Raw genomic sequence first — 18396 nt, forward strand, 5'->3', positions numbered from 1 at the left:
TCCTAATGAGCAGCTAAATCAAAACTTTTCAGAATATTTTCACGAGATTCAACTTTATATTTAATTACATCATCATCATGAACTTTTCCAAGTCCTTCTAAAAGGATGATATCGTTCTCTGTAATTCCTGATTCAACTACGAATAAATGAGGTATTTCATTTGCAATTTTGATCTCTGTGGCTTTGATTTTACCTTTAAGATTTACTACATAAACATAGTGTTTGTCTAAAACCTCAAAGGTTGCTTTTTGAGGAATGATCAATGCATCATTTAGTTTTTCATGAACTACAACATTGCCAGTTTCACCGTGGCGCAAAAGTCGATCTGGGTTAGGGAATGTGGCTCGAAAGGGAATCGTACCAGTTTCGCTATCGAACTCTCCTTCGATTGTATCAGCGACACCTTCGTATTTGAAAAGTTGGTTATTCGCCATTAAGAATTTTACTTTTAATGGTTTATCACCTGATTTCCTATTATTTGTAAAATTTAGGTAATCTTTCTCTGATACATTAAAGTACACCCAAAGTTTTGATATATCAGAAATGGTTGTGAGTAAAGTTCCTTCTTCGACCAAACTTCCCAAACGAACTTGAAAACGGTCAGTGATTCCAGTGAAAGGTGCAGTAACAGTCGCTAAGTTTAGGTGGATTTGAGCCAAATCCATTGTAGCTTTATTTTTTTTCAATCTAGCTTTGATTAAGGATAACTCTGTTTGAGAAACTACATTTTCCTTAAAAAGTTTTTCGGTGTTTTCATATTCGATGGAAGTTGATTCATACTCAGCTTTTGCTTTTTCATATTGGGCATTCACGAGCATGGGCATCACTTGAAAAAGCTTTTGCCCTTTTTTGACAACTTTTCCTTCATCCATATAAATGTTGGTTAAATATCCTTTTTCGAAGGCTCTAATTTCGATCCGTTGGATTGCTTTTACTTGTGCCACATAATTTTTTTCTATCGTCACATCTTGTTTCCAAGGATAAGCAGCAGTAAGAGAATTTTTTTCTTCGTGATTCCGCGAATGACAATTCGCTAGGAATGAATTTATTAAAATAATACAGGTAATCAGGATAGAAAGTTTATAAGAAGTTGAGTTTCTAAACTCTAAAGAAAATTTCATGGTATCCTCGCTTTGTTCAATCGAAAGTTGAAACAAATGATTTAGATCTAAGATCATTCGGCACCAATGACGGCACCATTAATGGAATAAGATTTTAGAGGAAAGAAAGTGGAGGAGCGCGGTTTTTAGGTTTTTCTAAACTTTCGTTAGAAATTAATTTTTGATTTTGGAACGTTAAAAATTCGGAATAAAATTCAGCAGGAAAAGAAGTATAAGAAGTTAATGTAGTTGGGACTTGATTTTGATGAAAAGAATCTAACTCTGCTTCTTCTTCGCTAGATTCGGAAATGTTGTTAATGAAAAAACTAAAATCGTAAATACTCGATGTATTGTATGAATTCGTTTTTATGTCGGAGGTATGGGATGCCGAATATCCTTCCGTGTTAGTACTGAGGAAGATAAACGAGAACAGTATAACCGATAGTTTGCTGATCACAGTCTTTTTCATACCTCGACCCATCTACTGCCAGCCAAATCCCCGAAGGAGAATTGTCAACAGTTTAAAATAATTCTAAATTCTATTCCAAATTTAGAATATGGATAACTCAAACATTTGGATTTATAAAAAAAAATTATTTTCCAAAAATTACAGCTTCATTTGGCAACAAAAGTAATCCGCCGGTGTCCAACTCCTTTTCAAGTTCATGGGAAGAGATTCTGTTGTTTGAGCTAAATAGAATTTCATTTAATATCCATTTTCTAGGATAGGAAACGCTGACAGGTTTAGATGAAAAATTTAAAAACACATAAGTTTCTTCTTTCCCATCTCTTCTTCTGTAGTATAACACTTGCTTGTCTGCACTTAATAGTATTTTTAATTTTCCTTTTCTTAAGGATTTTCTATCCTTTCGGATTTGGATTAGTTTTTTGTACGTGAAAAAAAGAGAATTCGGATCTTCCTTTTGTTTTTCGACATTTACAATATTTTTCTCTTCATACAATGGAAGCCAAGCTTTTCCCGTTGTGAATCCGGTAGATTCGGATCCATCCCAAGGCATAGGAATTCGTTCTGGGTCACGGCCAGGATGGAAAGGCCAATATCTTTTACCCACAGGATCTTGGATTTTGTTATAAGAAACTTTTTGGCGTTTCATACCAATCTCTTCGCCGTAATATAAAAAAGGTGTTCCTCTTAAAGTTAACATCATACAGGCTGCAAGTTTTGCTCTTGCAATGGTGTCGGCACCTTTTTCATACCTTGTAATATGTCGTGGAAAATCATGATTGGAAAGAGTATAGTTTGGCCAATTGTCTTCTCCAAGTGCAGATTCAAAATCTTTTACAATTTGATAGAATCGTTCCGCCTTCCAAGGCGAGAATAAAAACATAAAATTAAATGCAAGATGTAACTCATCATTACGACCACAGTATGTTGCAGGAAGTAAAACATTCCCAGGGAAATCTTGCATGATCTCACCAACAAACATCCGTTTTTCGTCATAGGAATCCAAAAGTTTACGCATACGACGGAGGATTCCATGCATTTCTGGACGATCACGATCGTAAGCGTGAACTTGTTTGTCGTACGGCCTTGGTCCTTTCATAAAGTAGGAAGCATTGTTTCGTAAAAATTCATCTTTTACATATAAGTTGACTACATCTAGTCTGAAACCATCAACACCCATATCCAACCAGTACTTCATCATTCTAAATATAGCATCTTCTACATCGGGATTACGCCAATTGAGGTCAGGTTGTTCTTTAAGGAAAGAATGGAAATAGTATTCACCTGTTCGTTTGTCATATTCCCAACCGGAACCTCCAAACGCACCTAACCAATTATTTGGTGGACCATTGTGATTTGGTTCTTTCCAAATATACCAATCTCTTTTGGGGCTATTCACAGAGGATCTGGATTCGATAAACCAAGGATGGAGGTGAGATGTATGATTAACCACTAGATCCATAATGATTCGGATACCACGTTTGTGTGCTTCCTTTAACAACCGTTTGAAGGTTTGAATGTCACCATAAACAGGATCAATTTCTTCATAGTTAGAAATATCATACCCAAAATCAAACATGGGAGAGGGATATACTGGCGATAACCAAATGGCATCAATACCAAGAGAATCTTTAGACCCAGCAAGGTAATCCAAACGTTGAATGATACCTTCTAAGTCACCAATTCCATCTCCATTGGAATCTTGAAAACTACGTGGGTAAATTTGATAGATAACTGCTTCTTTCCACCATGCCATATTAAAAACTTATCTCCATGATTCCTTGGTTTTCTTTAACTCTTGCAACTGAGAGGATTTTTTCTTTGATTGCCAGCAGAAGTCCTGCATCTTCGATTTTTTTTCCATTTTTAGTTTGAATATGAAAAGAATCATAAGCAAAATCGGCGCTGGTTGAGATCCTAACAAAAATGACTTCTAGTTCAAAGTCGAGTAATGTTTTTAGAATTCGATACACAAGTCCAATGGAATCAGGAACTCTTACCTCTAACACAGAATAGGTCTCTGAAAGGTCATTGGCAAATTTTACTAATTCCTCTACCATTCCATCGGGAATTTGTGGCAATGTTTTCCAAATATTTGTAGTAGATGCTAAATCTTCTATATTGATTTTCCCTTCAATACAGTCTGCCAGCGTAGATTCAATGTCGGCAATTTGTTGTTCTGCGATTTCACCACTACCATACTCGTCGGTAACTTGTGCTTGTAGGATGAGTTGGTTTTCTTCAGTTCGAAATAATCGTAATCCAACTAAACTAAGTCCAAGAGAGGAAATGGTTCCTGACAAATAGAGCAACATTTGTTTGTCAGCGTTTGCAAAAATGGATAAGGTAACGAAAGCAGGTTCTCTTTCTGCAATTATCCGGAAAGGTAATTTCGAGTTTTTCCATTCATATAATAAACTAAAATGTTGGAATACTCTTCTCGGAGTATTATAATGTAAGTAGGAAGAAGGTTTGATCTTCATGCCGAAGTTGACAATGTGTTCGGTTTGTTCGAGGGATAGTCCTTCTTTTTCGATCAAATATGTTTCTAAAGTAGATTCGATCCGTTCTTGAGTATCTGCTGTGATTTCTTTTTTTTGAAGATAGGTAAGAGTTGATATAAATAAAAAATGTAATATCTCTTTTTTCCAGTTGGTTAGAACTCCTTGACCAACAGACTTTGTGTCAATTATAGTTAGAATGTATAATAAACGTAAAGTGTTCTCACTAGAAAATTGTTTTGCAAAAGATGAGATAAGATTGGGATCATAAATATCTCTTTTGGAAGAGAGTTCTGACATCACAATGTGTTCGGCAACTAAAAACCGCAAAAGTTCAGTATCTTCTTCGGAAAGTCTAAATCGTTCTGCAATGATAAGTGCCAGTTCAGCACCGTATTGACTATGGTCTCCTTCTTTTACCTTCCCTGCATCATGGATGAGGATGGCGAGAGCAAGTATTTCAATATGTTTACATTCATTGAATACATCTTGGACTTGTCTATCTTCCCATAAATCTGCAATCAGAACATCTAACTCTCTTAAGATTAAAAGAGTGTGTTCATCCACTGTATATTGATGATGATAACTGAAGAGAGGAAAGTTTGTACAGGCTCCAAACTCAGGGATTAATTTTCCTAATATGTTACACTCGTGCATTAGAGTGAGTGTATGCCCAATTCTTTTTTTTTGGCGTAACATACCAAGAAAAGTATCTAAAACAGATTTTTGGTTTTTAAAATCATCATCTATAAAATGAGAGGCAAATCGGATTTCGTTCAAATCAATTCGGGAAGGTTCTTCTTCATTTAACTGTGATTCTGCGAAAAATTGTATAATATCGTCATATAAACTTTCTGGATTGGATAATTCTCTTTGGATTCTTTTTTTGTTTCGATTGGTTTTTTCATCCAAATAAGTTCCAATATAAAAATACACTTCTTTTTGTGCTTTGTAAAATTGACTCATAAAGGATTCGAGAGTTTTGATTTCGTTTTTTGGTCCAAAACCTAAATACTCTGCCACTTCACCTTGTAATCCCAAATCCAAACGATCGTTTTTTCGCCCGCTAATGATGTGTAAGGCGGATCTTGTTAATAACAAAAAATCATAAGCAGATAATAGTGTTAAACTGTCTCCAATCAAATAAAAATCAAAAATACCACCATCTGCGGAATCAGCCAGTGGATTTGTTTTTTCAATCCAATACATATGTTGGATATCACGAAGTCCCAAAGGATCGTTTTTGATATTTGGTTCAGAAAGTAAGATGGGATTGTAAGAATTAATGATTCGTTCTCGAAGATAAGAGAGTTTCCAGTCATTATAAGTTTTTATGGTTTTCTCTGGAATTTTTGCTAAAAACTCTGATTTGTATTTTTGAAATAATATCTCCGAACCTACTAGAAAACGAGAATCAAGCACGGCATGGAAAGTTTCGATTTGATCTAAGTATTTAAATGATTCTTTGATCGTACGACATGAATGGCCTACTTCCTTTTCATTGTTGTATAAGAATGTGTTTATTTTGGAAATGATTTCGCTTAATACTTTATCTGATAGTTTTCCATCATGAAGATAAAGTAAATCAATGTCAGAGTAGGGAGCAAGTTCTCTTCGACCGTACCCACCCACGGCAATCAAACATAGATGATCTTTTAAAGGAATTCCTTCGGATACCTCGTTAAAAAGGGTGCGGATCGACTCATCAACGAGATTACTCAACTGGCGTGTAAAAAGCCTTCCAGAGGAAACAGTTTTGGCTTTTGGAAATGTCCGTTGCAGTTTTGCCTTGAGTTCTGATTTCATCATGTTAAGATGGGATTCCTACCTTATTGGACAACTTTAACATGAATCCGAAGATTAAAATCACAATTCAGTTTATTTTCAGCCATCTTTCTGCCTATATCCTGGTTTCTATCCCCTATTTCCAATTAATCATGAAAGATTATTATGAAGGGGAGAATGCGGTATTTCCATTGTTTCTCATTACAGCAAACGATGGTGCTGCTTGGTCTCGGGCGATGACCTGGTTATTTCCTACACTCATCATCCAAGCCATCTTAATGGTAAGTTTTTTGTTAGTGATTTGGGACTGGTTTTGCACACAAACTTTCGGCAAACAGATGTTTGTATTGGTTTGGATGCGGACGGTGCTTGGAGGTTTTGCTGCCATTTCACCTTCAGTGGGGAGTCTAGAAGGAATGGTATTTTTGATTCCAGAAGTTTCTATCTCCATTCATCTCTATGTGATATTTGAAATTTTTTTGCAATCACTTGTGCAGGTCGGGATTTTTCTCACCTTAGTGAATCGTGGGAAACCAAACGCGAAAGTTGGCTAACCACATCACTAAAAAAGTATAATCATATTTTGAAATATTAAATCAAACGGGAAAAAAGAACCTATTTTATGTTAATTCGTAATCTTCAAATTGTAACTGGTTTTGGGACAAACTTAATATGTTACCGAAAAATAAAGATCATGATTCTTTTTATTGGGATTTTTTATTTTTTCATCAATTCCTTATTTGCTGATGGATGGGAGTCTTCCCTTTGGAAAGAGAAAACCTATCGTAACCAAAGAATTTCGAGTGCAGATCCCACCAATGGAAATGATGACTTTATCAAAATTCCAAAGAAAAAAACAGTCACCATCGCTGAAATCAAATCCAGAGGTGTGATCAAACATATTTGGATGACCCTTGCCAGTAAAGATCCAATGGCCAGAAAAAATGCTGTGATTCGTATGTATTGGGACAATCATCCACATGCTTCCGTAGAAGTTCCGTTAGGTGAATTTTTTGGACAAGGTTGGGGAGAAGAATATATCATGAATTCGGCACCACTTGTAGCAGCACCTAAAAAAGGAAAGTCAATGAATTCCTACTTTCCCATGCCGTTTGAATCGGGGGCAAAGATAGAAATTGAAAATGAATCTGAGGAAGATATCAGTAATTTCTATTTTTATATTGATTACGAAGAGTGGAAAGAACCCTTAAATTCCAATTTGCGTTTCCATGCGCAGTGGAATCGAAATACAACAAAACCTAATACAACAAATGGAAAAGAAAACGAGTGGGGACTTCTTGGTGAAACAGAAAAAACTGTTTTTAAAAAGGAAAATTACTTCTCAGTCCTCGAAACAGAAGGCAAAGGTCAGTTTATTGGTCTCAATTTGTATGTGGATTCACCCACTCCACTTTGGTATGGAGAAGGGGATGATTTGATTTTCATTGATGGGAATCAAATAGAAGCCAATCTAAAGGGAACAGGCACCGAAGATGTTTTTAACACAGCTTGGTCACCAAAAGAAATTTTTATGCATCCCTATTTCGGATACCCGCGCGTATCTGATTCTGTTGGTTGGTTGGGGAGAACCCATTTGTATCGATTTTGGGTGGAATCCCCTATTCGTTTTGAAAAAAATTTCCTATTCTTATTAGAGCATGGACATGCAAATTCCTTGACCTTAGATTTAATCGCTGTTGCTTATTGGTATCAAGGTCTGAATCCAAAACCAATGAAGGTTTTGCCGAAAAAAGAATTCCGAACCAACAAACCGGAAATTAATTTTCGTCATATCCACAAGTGGCGGGATTCATTCCGAAGCGAAAAAGGTTATGGGGAAATTTGGGGTCATGAATGAGATCAATTCAGATGTGTTTGCTAGAGAGATTGTCTCACAATCTATCGATGCAATCGTCGTTTTAGATACAGATAGTAAAATACTATTTAGCAATTTAGCATTACAATCGTTAACTGGATTTTCCAAAGACGAATTATATCAAAAAACATTTTCCTTTCTTTTTCCTCCAAATGAAAAAGGAGAACAAAACTCAATAGAAACCTTTGTTAGTTCTAAAGATTCGCATTACATTGCAGGATTTTTAAAAGAACTGGAGCTTGTCACAAAACCCAAAGGAACCATTCCCGTAGAGATCAGAGCCTTTACCATTCGCAATGATCACCAAATGTATTATGCGGCCATCATTCGTGACGTTCGCGAACGTAGAAGATTGGAAGAACAAAAAAATGTTCTGATCAATAGTTTGAAACGTTTGGCTTATATGGATGAACTTACCATGTTGCCGAACCGCCGTTCCTTTTCGGAAAGTTTACAAAAGACAGTCGCTACGGTCAAACGACGCAATCGGGAATCAGTTCTAGCGGTCCTTGATATCGATCATTTTAAAGTCATCAATGATACCTATGGCCATGACATTGGAGATTTGGTTCTCAAAAAAATGGCCAATATCTTTGTAGATTGTCTAAGGGAAGAAGACACAGTGGGAAGGATTGGGGGAGAGGAGTTTGGTTGTATCCTTCCCGACACAACTACAGAAGGGGCGACCATTGTCCTTGATCGACTTCGCGAATCCGTAGAAAACCATCGTTTTTTTATTTTTGATAACTATTACCTCAACATCACCCTAAGCATTGGATACACCAAGGTGCACCCTCTCCAAAAACCTGAGGAAATTTTGAAGTTGGCGGACATAGCACTTTACCAAGCCAAGAACCACGGCAGAAATCGCATCCAAGTTTATCCGGTGTGACATAATTTTAGCAGATTCTTGCAAACTCTGCTAAAATTCCAGGCTCTAATCTTCTTCCTGCTTGACGAAAAAAACGCAAATCCGTAAACTTTAAGCATAGATTAGCACTCTAATCATCAGAGTGCTAAAGGAAGTGCTAAGAAGGAAATGGATCTATCCCCTAGACATCGATCTATTTTGAAAGCTCTGGTTGAGGAATTTGTATCGGACAACAAACCGGTCGGATCCAAAACCCTTTCTGAAAAATACGATATCGGAGTCTCACCCGCTACCATTCGGTCCTGCCTCGCAGAACTAGAAGAGATGGGTTTTATTGTGGCAAGACATACTTCGGGTGGGCGTGTTCCTACAGAGCGCGGTTACCGTTTGTATGTTGATAGTTTGGTGACTCTATTTGAGTTAACCATGCGGGAGAAACAAAGAATCCAGGAAGAGTATCTTCGGATGCAATTTCGATTGGACCAAGTTCTTATCGCAACATCCAAAGTATTAGCATCTCTTTCGCAGTCAGCGAGTGTGGTTCTCGGCCCTGAAGGGTCACTTGACACACTCAAACATATTGAACTCATCCATGTAAATGGTGGAGAAGTTCTTATGATTCTTGTCATGCGGTCGGGTACTGTGCTCAATCGGAATATATTTTTCGATTACCACATCTCTCAAGAGACTTTGTACCAAATTTCAAGATATTTGAATGATAACGTCAAAGGTTTTGATGTGCATGAAATTCAAAGTAATCTGATTCCTCAGATGATGTTGAAAAAGGAAGGTCCGGAAGGATTTTCTTTATTTGCACCATCAATTGCGAGAGCAATGGGTGCAGATAACCAATCTGTAGATAATTTATATATCGATGGATTGAAAAACCTTTATGAAAACTTTAAGGATGAAGAGGAACAATTAGAAAACATCCTGCATCTATTTGATGAAAAACAGTTCCTCAAAGACTTTTTTAGCGATTATGTTCCTATGGATGGTGTTTATACCATTATAGGAAAAGATGGTAATGAAAAGTTAGGTGGTGTAACCATCATCGCAACTAATTACCGTATGGGTGAAAAGAGGATTGGTTCTATGGGAATCATTGGTCCTCAGAGGATGAATTACAACAAGGCATTACCTTTGATTGAATTCACTTCAAAGTTAGTTTCAGAAATGATTACGAAATTGAGTAGATAGTAGGAGGAAAAATGGCAGAAGAAACAAACGGGTCCGTTGATGAACAAAATGTGTCGGTCGAAGAAGGACAGGCCATCTCGGATGAAGCCATTGAACAAGCGGTAGAAGGTGCTGAGAAAGAACTCGATAACGCTAAAAAGGAAATCGAAACTTTAAAAGATTCTTGGTTAAGAGAACGTGCGGAGTTTCAAAACTACAAACGTAGAACCGCAAACGACTTGTTAAATGCAAGAAAAGAATCTATCAAAAAGTTTGCGGAAGGACTGACAGGTGCTTTGGACAATTTGGAACGCGTTTCTAATGTTCCGAACCAAACACCCGAAGTAATGGCTTTCGTAGAAGGAATCATAATGGTTCAAAAGGAATTTTATTCCGTATTGGAAAAAGAAGGAATCAAACGATTAGATCCGAAAGGAATGCCGTTTGATCCAATGCTTATGGAAGCAATTGCTTCTGAGGAAAGTGCAGAGTTTACGGAAGAGACTGTAGTGGAAACTTACCAAGCTGGTTATTACCATGAAGAAGGTGAAAACAAACAATCGATTCGTCCTGCACGTGTGAAAGTGGGAAAACCACAAAGTTAATTTTAGTAAGAAGGAGAAGTTTATGTCTAAGGAAAAAATTATCGGTATCGATTTAGGAACCACTAACTCTTGTGTGGCGGTTATGGAAGGTGGAGATCCTGTTGTCATTCAAAACTCTGAAGGGGCAAGAACCACTCCTTCGATTGTTGCTTTTACCGCAAAGGGTGAAACCATTGTGGGTCAATTTGCAAAAAACCAAGCGATCACAAACGCGGTAAATACAATTCGTTCTGCGAAACGTTTTATCGGCCGTCGTTTTAACGAAGCTGGTGACGAAGCAAAGATGGTATCTTACAAAGTGATCCGTGCTGGAAATGATGGTGTGAAATTTGAAACCGTTTCTGGTGAATTCACTCCACAAGAAATTGCGGCTCGTGTTCTTCAAAAAATGAAGAAAACCGCAGAAGACTTTCTAGGCCACGAAGTAAAAAAAGCAGTCGTAACAGTTCCTGCTTACTTCAATGACGAACAAAGACAAGCAACAAAAGACGCAGGTCGTATTGCAGGGCTTGAAGTAGAACGTATCATCAACGAACCTACAGCAGCAGCTCTTGCTTATGGTTTTGATAAGAAAAAAACCAGTGCAAAGATCGCCGTATATGACTTAGGTGGTGGAACTTTTGACGTTTCTATCCTCGAACTTGGTGACGGAGTTTTTGAAGTAAAATCCACAAATGGGGACACTCATCTTGGTGGTGACGACTTTGATAACGTTGTCATGCAATGGATGATCGATGAATTCAAAAAACAAACAGGGATTGATATTTCTGGAGATAAAAACACAGTACAACGTTTGAAAGAAGCAGCTGAAAAAGCTAAAATCGAGTTGTCTGGGACCTCTTCCACTCAAATCAACCTTCCATTCATCACAGCGGATGCTTCTGGTCCAAAACACTTGGATATGACACTCACCAAAGCAAAGTTTGATGAGATTACAAGATCTCTTGTAGAAAGGACTCGTATTCCTTGTTTAAATGCATTAAAAGATGCAGGTCTTTCTGCTAGTGAAATTGATGAAGTTATCCTTGTGGGTGGATCGATTCGTATCCCTGCGGTGCAAGCTCTTGTAAAAGAAATTTTTGGTAAAGAACCAAACAAATCTGTGAACCCTGATGAAGTGGTAGCCGTTGGTGCTGCGATCCAAGGAGGAGTTCTTGCAGGTGATGTAACAGATGTATTGTTACTCGATGTCACTCCACTTTCACTTGGAATTGAAACTCTCGGTGGTGTGATGACAAAACTCATCGAAAGAAATACAACCATTCCTACAAGAAAGTCACAAGTGTTCTCTACTGCGGCAGACAATCAAACTACGGTTTCGGTTCATGTCTTACAAGGGGAACGTGAGATGGCTAGTGCCAATAGAACCCTCGGTCGTTTTGACTTAGTGGGAATTCCATCGGCACCAAGAGGAGTACCTCAAATCGAAGTGACTTTTGATATCGACGCAAACGGTATTGTCCATGTATCTGCGAAAGATTTAGGAACAGGAAAAGAACAAAAGATTCGTATTGAATCTTCTTCGGGACTCTCTGAAGAAGAAATCAAAAAGATGGTAAAAGATGCAGAAGCTCACGCAGAAGAAGATAAAAAACTTCGTGAAGCAGCTGATACTAAAAACGAATTGGAAGCTATTGTTTACCAATTAGAAAAAACCATCGGTGAATCTGCTGACAAACTTGACGAATCAGAAAAACAAAGAGCACAGGACGAAATTAAACGCGGCCGTGAAGCTATGGAATCTGGTGACGTGGAAAGAATGAAAGCATCTCGTGATTCTATCCAACAAGTCGCAATGCAAATTGGACAAAAGATTTATTCACAAGCAGGCCCTGAAGCTGGAGCTCCTGGTGCAGACCAAGCGGGTGCTCCGGGTCAAGGTGCAAGTGAATCTTCTGCCGGTGGCGAAAAGGTAGTCGATGCGGATTACACCGTAGTTGATGAAGACAAAAAATAAATAGAGAAAAAGAAGTAAAACTATGAGCGACCGTGGTTACTACGAAGTATTAGGCGTTTCGAAAGGTGCCTCTGATGATGAGATCAAGAGCGCCTATCGTAAGTTAGCCATCAAGTATCACCCTGATAAAAATAAGGGTGATAAAGAAGCGGAAGAAAAATTCAAAGAGGCCACAGAAGCCTATGAAGTGTTACGTGACGCGCAAAAACGTGCAGCTTATGACCAATTTGGTAAAGCAGGCGTAAACGCCGGAGCCGGTGGCGGATATGGGGCAGGAGCTTATACAGACTTCTCTGATATCTTTGGCGACTTCGGTGATATCTTCAGTGAATTTTTCGGAGGCGGTGGTGGTGGCGGTAGCCGCGGTGGTGGAAGAAGGTCCGGTCCTCAAAGAGGATCGGATCTCCGTTATAATTTAGAAGTTAGTTTAGAAGATGCCGCTCTTGGAAAAGAATATAAAATAGAAATTCCAAGACTTGAAACCTGTGTGGATTGTTCAGGATCAGGAGCAGCAAAAGGATCTTCGCCTACAGTGTGTCCTGATTGTTCGGGAACAGGCCAAGTGCGAAGGACACAAGGTTTCTTTAGTGTGACAACCACTTGCCCTCGTTGTAAAGGAAAAGGAAAAGTCATTTCCAATCCTTGTAAAACTTGTAAAGGTGAGGGCCTAACAGAGAAAAGACGAACCATTCATATAAAAATTCCTGCCGGTGTAGAATCGGGAAGCCGACTCAAAGTTTCTGGGGAAGGGGAATCTGGCCCGAACGGTGGCCCAAGTGGTGATTTGTATGTAGTTACTCATATCAAAAAACACCCGACCTTTGAACGCCAAGGAAACGATTTAATTGTTCAAAAAACAATTTCATTGTCTATGGCTTGTCTTGGCGGCGAGATCGAAGTTCCCTCTATTGATGGAAAGACCATCAACTTAAAAATTCCTGAGGGAACGGAAAGTGGACAAATCTTCCGATTAAAGGGTCATGGAATCCCATACCTCGGTTCTTACGGGAAAGGGGACCAACATGTAATCATCAAGGTCGAAATTCCTAAGAAACTTTCTAAAAAACAGAGAGAATTGATGGAAGAATTTGCCCGAGAGTCCGGTGAAAAGGTTGGTAGCGGCGGAAAATCTAAGTTGTTTTTCCGCTGAAGTTTTGGAATATTGAGAGCATCTATGGATAAAAAAGTCCGACTCGGAGTCATCGGTACCGGCCACATGGGCCAGTACCACGTAAACGTGGCTAAACAATTATCTGATGCTGAGCTCATCGGGATATTCGACGCCAACGTAGAACGTGCCACTCAAATTGCTGAGAAACACAAAACAAAAGCATTTGGTACGATAGAAGATTTATTGAAAGAAACGGATGCAATCATCATTGCAGCGCCTACTTTCTTACATCACAAAATCGCCAAACAGGCGCTAACTGAGAAAAAACATGTTTTGGTTGAAAAACCAATTTCTCAGACAGTGGAAGAAGCAAAGGAACTCGTAAACTTAGCAAAACAAAATAATTTGATTTTGCAAGTGGGGCACGTGGAAAGATTTAATGGTGCAGTTCTTGAGTTAGGTAAAATTGCCGAACACCCAATCCTCATTGAATCGAGAAGGATTGCTCCTTACAATAGCCGCATCACTGATGTTGGCGTTGTTTTGGATATGATGATCCATGATATCGACATCGTACTCAACTTAGTAAAATCAGAAGTGACTGAAGTGAAAGCTGTTGGATCTTCTGTTGTATCGAATCACGAAGATATTGCAAGTGTGGTTTTAAAATTTGCTAACGGTTGTGTGGCGTCACTCAACGCATCACGTTCCTCCCAAGCAAAAATAAGAACTCTAAATATTTCTCAAAAAGATTCTTATGTATTTTTAGATTTTACAAATCAAGAAATTGAACTTCACCGACAAGCCAGTTCCACCACACAACTGGGAAGTGGAGAAATCAAATATAGACAAGAATCCATAGTGGAAAAAATCTTTGTTCACAAAGATAACCCACTCAAACAAGAACACGAACACTTTGTAAAATGTATCAAGGGCGAATCTGAACCAATGGTGAAAGGTGATTCCGATATTAAAACATTAGAAGTGGCATATCGTATCTTAGAAGAGATTCACGGCAAAAAATAATGACAGAAAATCCTGATTCAACTCGCGGAAAGTTACTTATTTCCAATTCTAGTGTGATTCAGGATTTTTTTCATAAGTCCGTTGTCCTTATGGTGGATCATGATGACGACGGAGCTTTTGGTCTGGTTTTAAATAAACCAACCGACCAAACAATGGAATCATTAATCAAAAATCTTCCAGAAACAGTTCATTCCAGCAAACAAGTGTTTTCTGGTGGTCCCGTGGACAATATGTTTGTATCAATTCTTCACAATGGGAAACAAACGGAAGATCCTGGTGTAGAAATTGTTCCTGGCATTTATATGGCCAGAAGTTTTGATACAATGTTAGAAGTTTTATCTTCTGACCAAATCCAGTTTCGTGTGTTGCAAGGATATGCTGGTTGGTCTTCCGGCCAATTAGAAAGTGAATTTGAAAGATTATCTTGGGTAGTCTCTGACCAAGTGGATGAATCTATTATCTTTCGAGAAGATGATCCTGAAGTAGTTTGGAGGGATGCCCTTCGTAGTAAAGGTGGGATCTATAAATACTTTGTTGACCATACAAAAGATCCATCTCTCAATTGATCCACTTTCTCTGTCACCAATATGAAGTTATCATCCAAAAAGATTGTTCTTAGTTCAGGTTCTTCCCCTTTAGGAAAGGAACTTTTACCAATGTTACTTGCAGAAGGTGCACTCGTTGTAGTGGGTGATTCCAATCCAGAAGAGATTCCTAACCATCCCAATCTTCAAAAATACAAAATTGATCCATCCAAACCTGATCAAATGGAAAGGCTGATAGAGTCTGCTATTGAAACCTTAGACAAAATTGATGTATTCATTCTAAACTCAGAACAGATTTCTTATGCGGAAGATGAGAACGATGATTGGAATAAACTAAAATCATTATTCCACTCTAACACTCTTGCACCTATTCGGACGGTTCAACGTTTGACAAATTTGATTTCAGTGGGTCTTCATATTATCGTTGTTAGTTCAGATTTAACAAAAGGTCCCACACCTGGATTTGGATTATATGGATCTTCAAAATCTGCTTTGGATTATTTTTGGGATTCTTTTCGTAAACAGGTGGGCAGAGAGTTTCGATTTTCAAGAGTCATTGCTCTCGAACCAAAACAATCGGATCCAAAGCGGTTGGCAAAATCTGTTTTATCTTCCGTGGTTCGCCCAAAAAAAAAGAGATATGAACATTTCTTCCAATGGGGAAATCGGTTTTTTTTCAAATTTTTCCCGTTTTTAGATTTTTTTCGAAGTTTGGCTTATAGTTTTCGCCTGAAACAGGAGAAAAAGAAAAAAATTTCTTCGAATGAATTGAATCCTTCTACTGAAAACTAATCATTTCGTACACACTATAAACATTGCCATTTGGTCTTTTCTCCTGCTGCTTAATTTATAAACAGAAAAACACCTAAGCTTTCTCAACTTATGTCAGATAGGTTCGGAAACCATCTTTTGGGATCATATCTTCCATTTGGTACAAATATTGCTAACTAAGTAAGCAGAGGGTACCCCCATGTTTATCGCCGATTATAGTGCCAAAAATATTTATGATGAGATGTTTTCTAGCGAAGGTTATCCGCGTAAAAGTTATGATTTTGTAAAAACGAAAATGGAAAGTTTAGGTGGGATCGAACTCGTAAAACGTAGTAGTTCTGCCGAGAGAGCGCTCATGTCGCTTGGGATCACCTTTACTCTGTATGGTGATGGTGGGGAACAAGAAAGGATCATGCCTTTTGATGTTATCCCTCGTATTGTTCCAAGCGAAGAATGGGTTAGTTTGGAAAAAGGACTGAAACAAAGGATCCAGGCACTAAATTTATTTTTAACTGATATTTATAGCGAAGGTAAAATTCTAAAAGATAAAATCATTCCGAGGGATCTAATTGAGTCAAGTTCAGGATATCTCAAACAATGTATTGGTCTAAAACCACCTAAGGATATATGGATTCATATTACTGGAACCGACTTAGTGCGTGATGGTGCAGGCGCCTTTCATGTGTTAGAAGATAATTTACGTTGTCCTTCCGGTGTGTCTTATGTATTGGAAAATCGGGAAGTGATGAAACGAACCTTTCCAGAACTTTTCGAAAAATTAAATATTCGTCAAGTATACGATTATCCTTACCACCTAAGATCTATGTTGGAAAACCTAACCGATGCGATTGATCCAGTGATTGCCGTTTGGACTCCAGGTGTTTTCAATTCAGCGTATTATGAACATAGTTTTTTAGCACAGAAGATGGGTGTGTATCTTGTAGAAGGATCAGATCTCGTTGTTGAAAATCATAAAATTTATATGAAAACAACCAAAGGACTTCGTAAGGTGGATGTAATTTATCGAAGGATAGATGATACCTTCATGGATCAAACTACCTTCAGACCAGACTCTTTGCTTGGTGTAAAGGGAATCTTTGAAGCATTCAAAAGAGGGAACGTGGCACTTGCCAATGCTCCAGGAACTGGAGTCGCTGATGATAAAGTGATTTATTCTTACGTTCCTAAGATCATTAAATACTACTTAGGTGAAGATCCGATCATTCCTAATGTTCCCACTTATCTTTGTTCTGAGGAAGCTGACTTAAAATATGTTTTAGACAATATTCATAACTTGGTGGTAAAAGCAGCCAACGGTGCTGGTGGTTACGGAATGATCATTGGCCCCAAAGCAAGTAAACAAGAACAAGAAGACTTTAAAAAGCTGGTTAAAGCAGATCCTAGAAACTATATAGCCCAACCAGTTTTGAATCTTTCAACCGTTCCTACTCTCATTGCAGATAAAATTGAATCACGGCATGTTGACTTAAGACCGTTCATTTTGTACGGTAAAGACATTTATGTGATGCCTGGTGGATTAACTCGCGTCGCACTTCGCAAAGGATCACTTGTGGTCAACTCATCCCAGGGAGGCGGTTCAAAAGACACCTGGGTTTTGGGATAAGGTGTTTATATGTTAAGCCGAGTTGCTGAATCAGTATTTTGGATGAATCGATATATCGAGAGGGCAGAAAACTACTCGAGGTTTATTGATGTGAATCATCAGTTGTCTTTGGATTTGAATGAAGATGTTCCCAACCAGTGGTTACCACTTGTGCATACAACTGGTGACATTGAATTATTTGAGAAAAGATATTCTGCTCCGACCCCAGTCAATGTCATACGTTTTATGACTTTTGATGAGGAGAATCCAAATTCAATTTTTCAATGTTTGTCAAGAGCAAGAGAGAATGCTCGTACGATTCGAGAAAACATTTCTACTTCTATGTGGGAAGTTTTAAACGAATTTTATCTTTTTGTGAAAGATTATCGTAAAGTGTATTTGGAAAGTGCTGAACTACATGGAGATACACTTTCGATGGGACTTTCTGAATTCTTAAGTACAGTACGTAAAAGTTGTCAAAGTTTTTACGGATGTTCTGATGCTACGATTTCTCATGACGAAGTATGGAATTTTTCTTTGCTTGGTAGATTTTTAGAACGTGCTGATAAAACTACGAGAATTCTCGATATGAAGTATTTTATTCTACTACCATCCGTTCACGATGTAGGTTCTACCTTAGATTTACTGCAGTGGTTGTCTTTATTGAAATCAGCATCGGCTCACGAGATGTACAATCAAAAATACAAACGAGTGGATCCTAAAGATATAGCTGAGTTTCTAATTCTTAATGAGACATTTCCAAGATCTATTTTCTTTTGTTTGCAAGAAATGCAAGATGCGTTGGAGAAAATTTCAGGAATCAAGGAAGGTTTACCAAGAAACCTCGCACAAGATGCCACTACCGTATATTTGAATCGATTGCGATCAGAAAATATCAATTCCATTTTTGATAAAGGTCTACATGAATATTTGGATGATATTCAAATAGAGCTCAATCATATAGGTTCCAAAATTGTGGAACGTTTTTTTACAAACTAAC

The 18396-nt window shown here is 38.0% G+C and carries 16 protein-coding genes; 12 read left to right on the top strand and 4 right to left on the bottom strand.

All coding sequences use genetic code 11. The features are described from left to right. Positions 1 to 2 precede the first annotated feature (2 nt). The 4 genes from EHR07_RS11860 to EHR07_RS11875 all read right to left on the bottom strand — a co-directional run bounded on the left by EHR07_RS11860 (position 3) and on the right by EHR07_RS11875 (position 5876). Positions 3 to 1121, bottom strand: coding sequence for an efflux RND transporter periplasmic adaptor subunit (locus tag EHR07_RS11860; RefSeq protein ID WP_135745264.1), 1119 nt, complete (start codon positions 1119 to 1121; stop codon positions 3 to 5). A 94-nt stretch (positions 1122 to 1215) separates the two neighbouring features. Further along, positions 1216 to 1569, bottom strand: a complete 354-nt coding sequence (locus EHR07_RS11865) for a hypothetical protein (protein WP_135745265.1) — start codon at positions 1567 to 1569, stop codon at positions 1216 to 1218. A gap of 124 nt (positions 1570 to 1693) precedes the next feature. After that, complete coding sequence (locus tag EHR07_RS11870) at positions 1694 to 3322, bottom strand: glycoside hydrolase family 13 protein (RefSeq protein ID WP_135745266.1); 1629 nt, start codon at positions 3320 to 3322, stop codon at positions 1694 to 1696. Position 3323: 1 nt separating this feature from the next. Further along, complete coding sequence (locus EHR07_RS11875) at positions 3324 to 5876, bottom strand: [protein-PII] uridylyltransferase family protein (protein WP_135745267.1); 2553 nt, start codon at positions 5874 to 5876, stop codon at positions 3324 to 3326. Between the two features lie 38 nt (positions 5877 to 5914). Here EHR07_RS11875 and EHR07_RS11880 point away from each other — a divergent pair, with 38 nt between their 5' ends. From EHR07_RS11880 to EHR07_RS11935, 12 genes are all read left to right on the top strand, one after another. Continuing rightward, complete coding sequence (locus EHR07_RS11880) at positions 5915 to 6406, top strand: hypothetical protein (RefSeq protein ID WP_135745268.1); 492 nt, start codon at positions 5915 to 5917, stop codon at positions 6404 to 6406. Between the two features lie 140 nt (positions 6407 to 6546). Beyond that, positions 6547 to 7710, top strand: coding sequence for a glycoside hydrolase family 172 protein (locus EHR07_RS11885; RefSeq protein ID WP_338127423.1), 1164 nt, complete (start codon positions 6547 to 6549; stop codon positions 7708 to 7710). Further along, complete coding sequence (locus tag EHR07_RS11890) at positions 7703 to 8620, top strand: sensor domain-containing diguanylate cyclase (RefSeq protein WP_135745270.1); 918 nt, start codon at positions 7703 to 7705, stop codon at positions 8618 to 8620. Before EHR07_RS11885 ends, EHR07_RS11890 begins: the two co-directional genes overlap by 8 nt. 147 nt (positions 8621 to 8767) lie before the next feature. Beyond that, entirely contained in the window at positions 8768 to 9799 is a 1032-nt protein-coding gene (gene hrcA / locus EHR07_RS11895; RefSeq protein WP_135745271.1) for a heat-inducible transcriptional repressor HrcA, read from the top strand. 11 nt (positions 9800 to 9810) lie between these two features. Next, a complete protein-coding gene (gene grpE / locus EHR07_RS11900) occupies positions 9811 to 10383 on the top strand; it encodes a nucleotide exchange factor GrpE (RefSeq protein WP_135745272.1) in 573 nt (190 codons plus the stop codon). Between the two features lie 22 nt (positions 10384 to 10405). After that, positions 10406 to 12340 (top strand): molecular chaperone DnaK, encoded by a 1935-nt coding sequence (gene dnaK, locus EHR07_RS11905; RefSeq protein ID WP_135745273.1) that lies wholly within the window; start codon positions 10406 to 10408, stop codon positions 12338 to 12340. Positions 12341 to 12362: 22 nt separating this feature from the next. Continuing rightward, positions 12363 to 13490 carry a molecular chaperone DnaJ gene (dnaJ, locus tag EHR07_RS11910; RefSeq protein WP_135745274.1) on the top strand — a complete coding sequence of 376 codons (1128 nt, stop codon included), beginning with the start codon at positions 12363 to 12365 and terminating at the stop codon, positions 13488 to 13490. A gap of 24 nt (positions 13491 to 13514) precedes the next feature. Then, positions 13515 to 14477 (top strand): Gfo/Idh/MocA family protein, encoded by a 963-nt coding sequence (locus tag EHR07_RS11915; protein ID WP_135745275.1) that lies wholly within the window; start codon positions 13515 to 13517, stop codon positions 14475 to 14477. Continuing rightward, complete coding sequence (locus EHR07_RS11920) at positions 14477 to 15043, top strand: YqgE/AlgH family protein (protein WP_135745276.1); 567 nt, start codon at positions 14477 to 14479, stop codon at positions 15041 to 15043. The genes EHR07_RS11915 and EHR07_RS11920 overlap by 1 nt, the downstream gene beginning before the upstream one ends. A 21-nt stretch (positions 15044 to 15064) precedes the next feature. Further along, entirely contained in the window at positions 15065 to 15814 is a 750-nt protein-coding gene (locus EHR07_RS11925; protein WP_135745277.1) for an SDR family NAD(P)-dependent oxidoreductase, read from the top strand. Positions 15815 to 15992: 178 nt separating this feature from the next. Then, the gene (locus EHR07_RS11930) at positions 15993 to 17417 is read left to right on the top strand and encodes a circularly permuted type 2 ATP-grasp protein (RefSeq protein ID WP_135745278.1); all 1425 of its coding nucleotides are present in this window, start codon (positions 15993 to 15995) and stop codon (positions 17415 to 17417) included. 9 nt (positions 17418 to 17426) lie between these two features. Continuing rightward, the gene (locus tag EHR07_RS11935) at positions 17427 to 18395 is read left to right on the top strand and encodes an alpha-E domain-containing protein (protein WP_135745279.1); all 969 of its coding nucleotides are present in this window, start codon (positions 17427 to 17429) and stop codon (positions 18393 to 18395) included. The last annotated feature ends 1 nt before the right edge of the window (position 18396 follow it).

The sequence above is a fragment of the Leptospira bandrabouensis genome (assembly GCF_004770905.1).
GTDB lineage: Bacteria > Spirochaetota > Leptospiria > Leptospirales > Leptospiraceae > Leptospira_A > Leptospira_A bandrabouensis.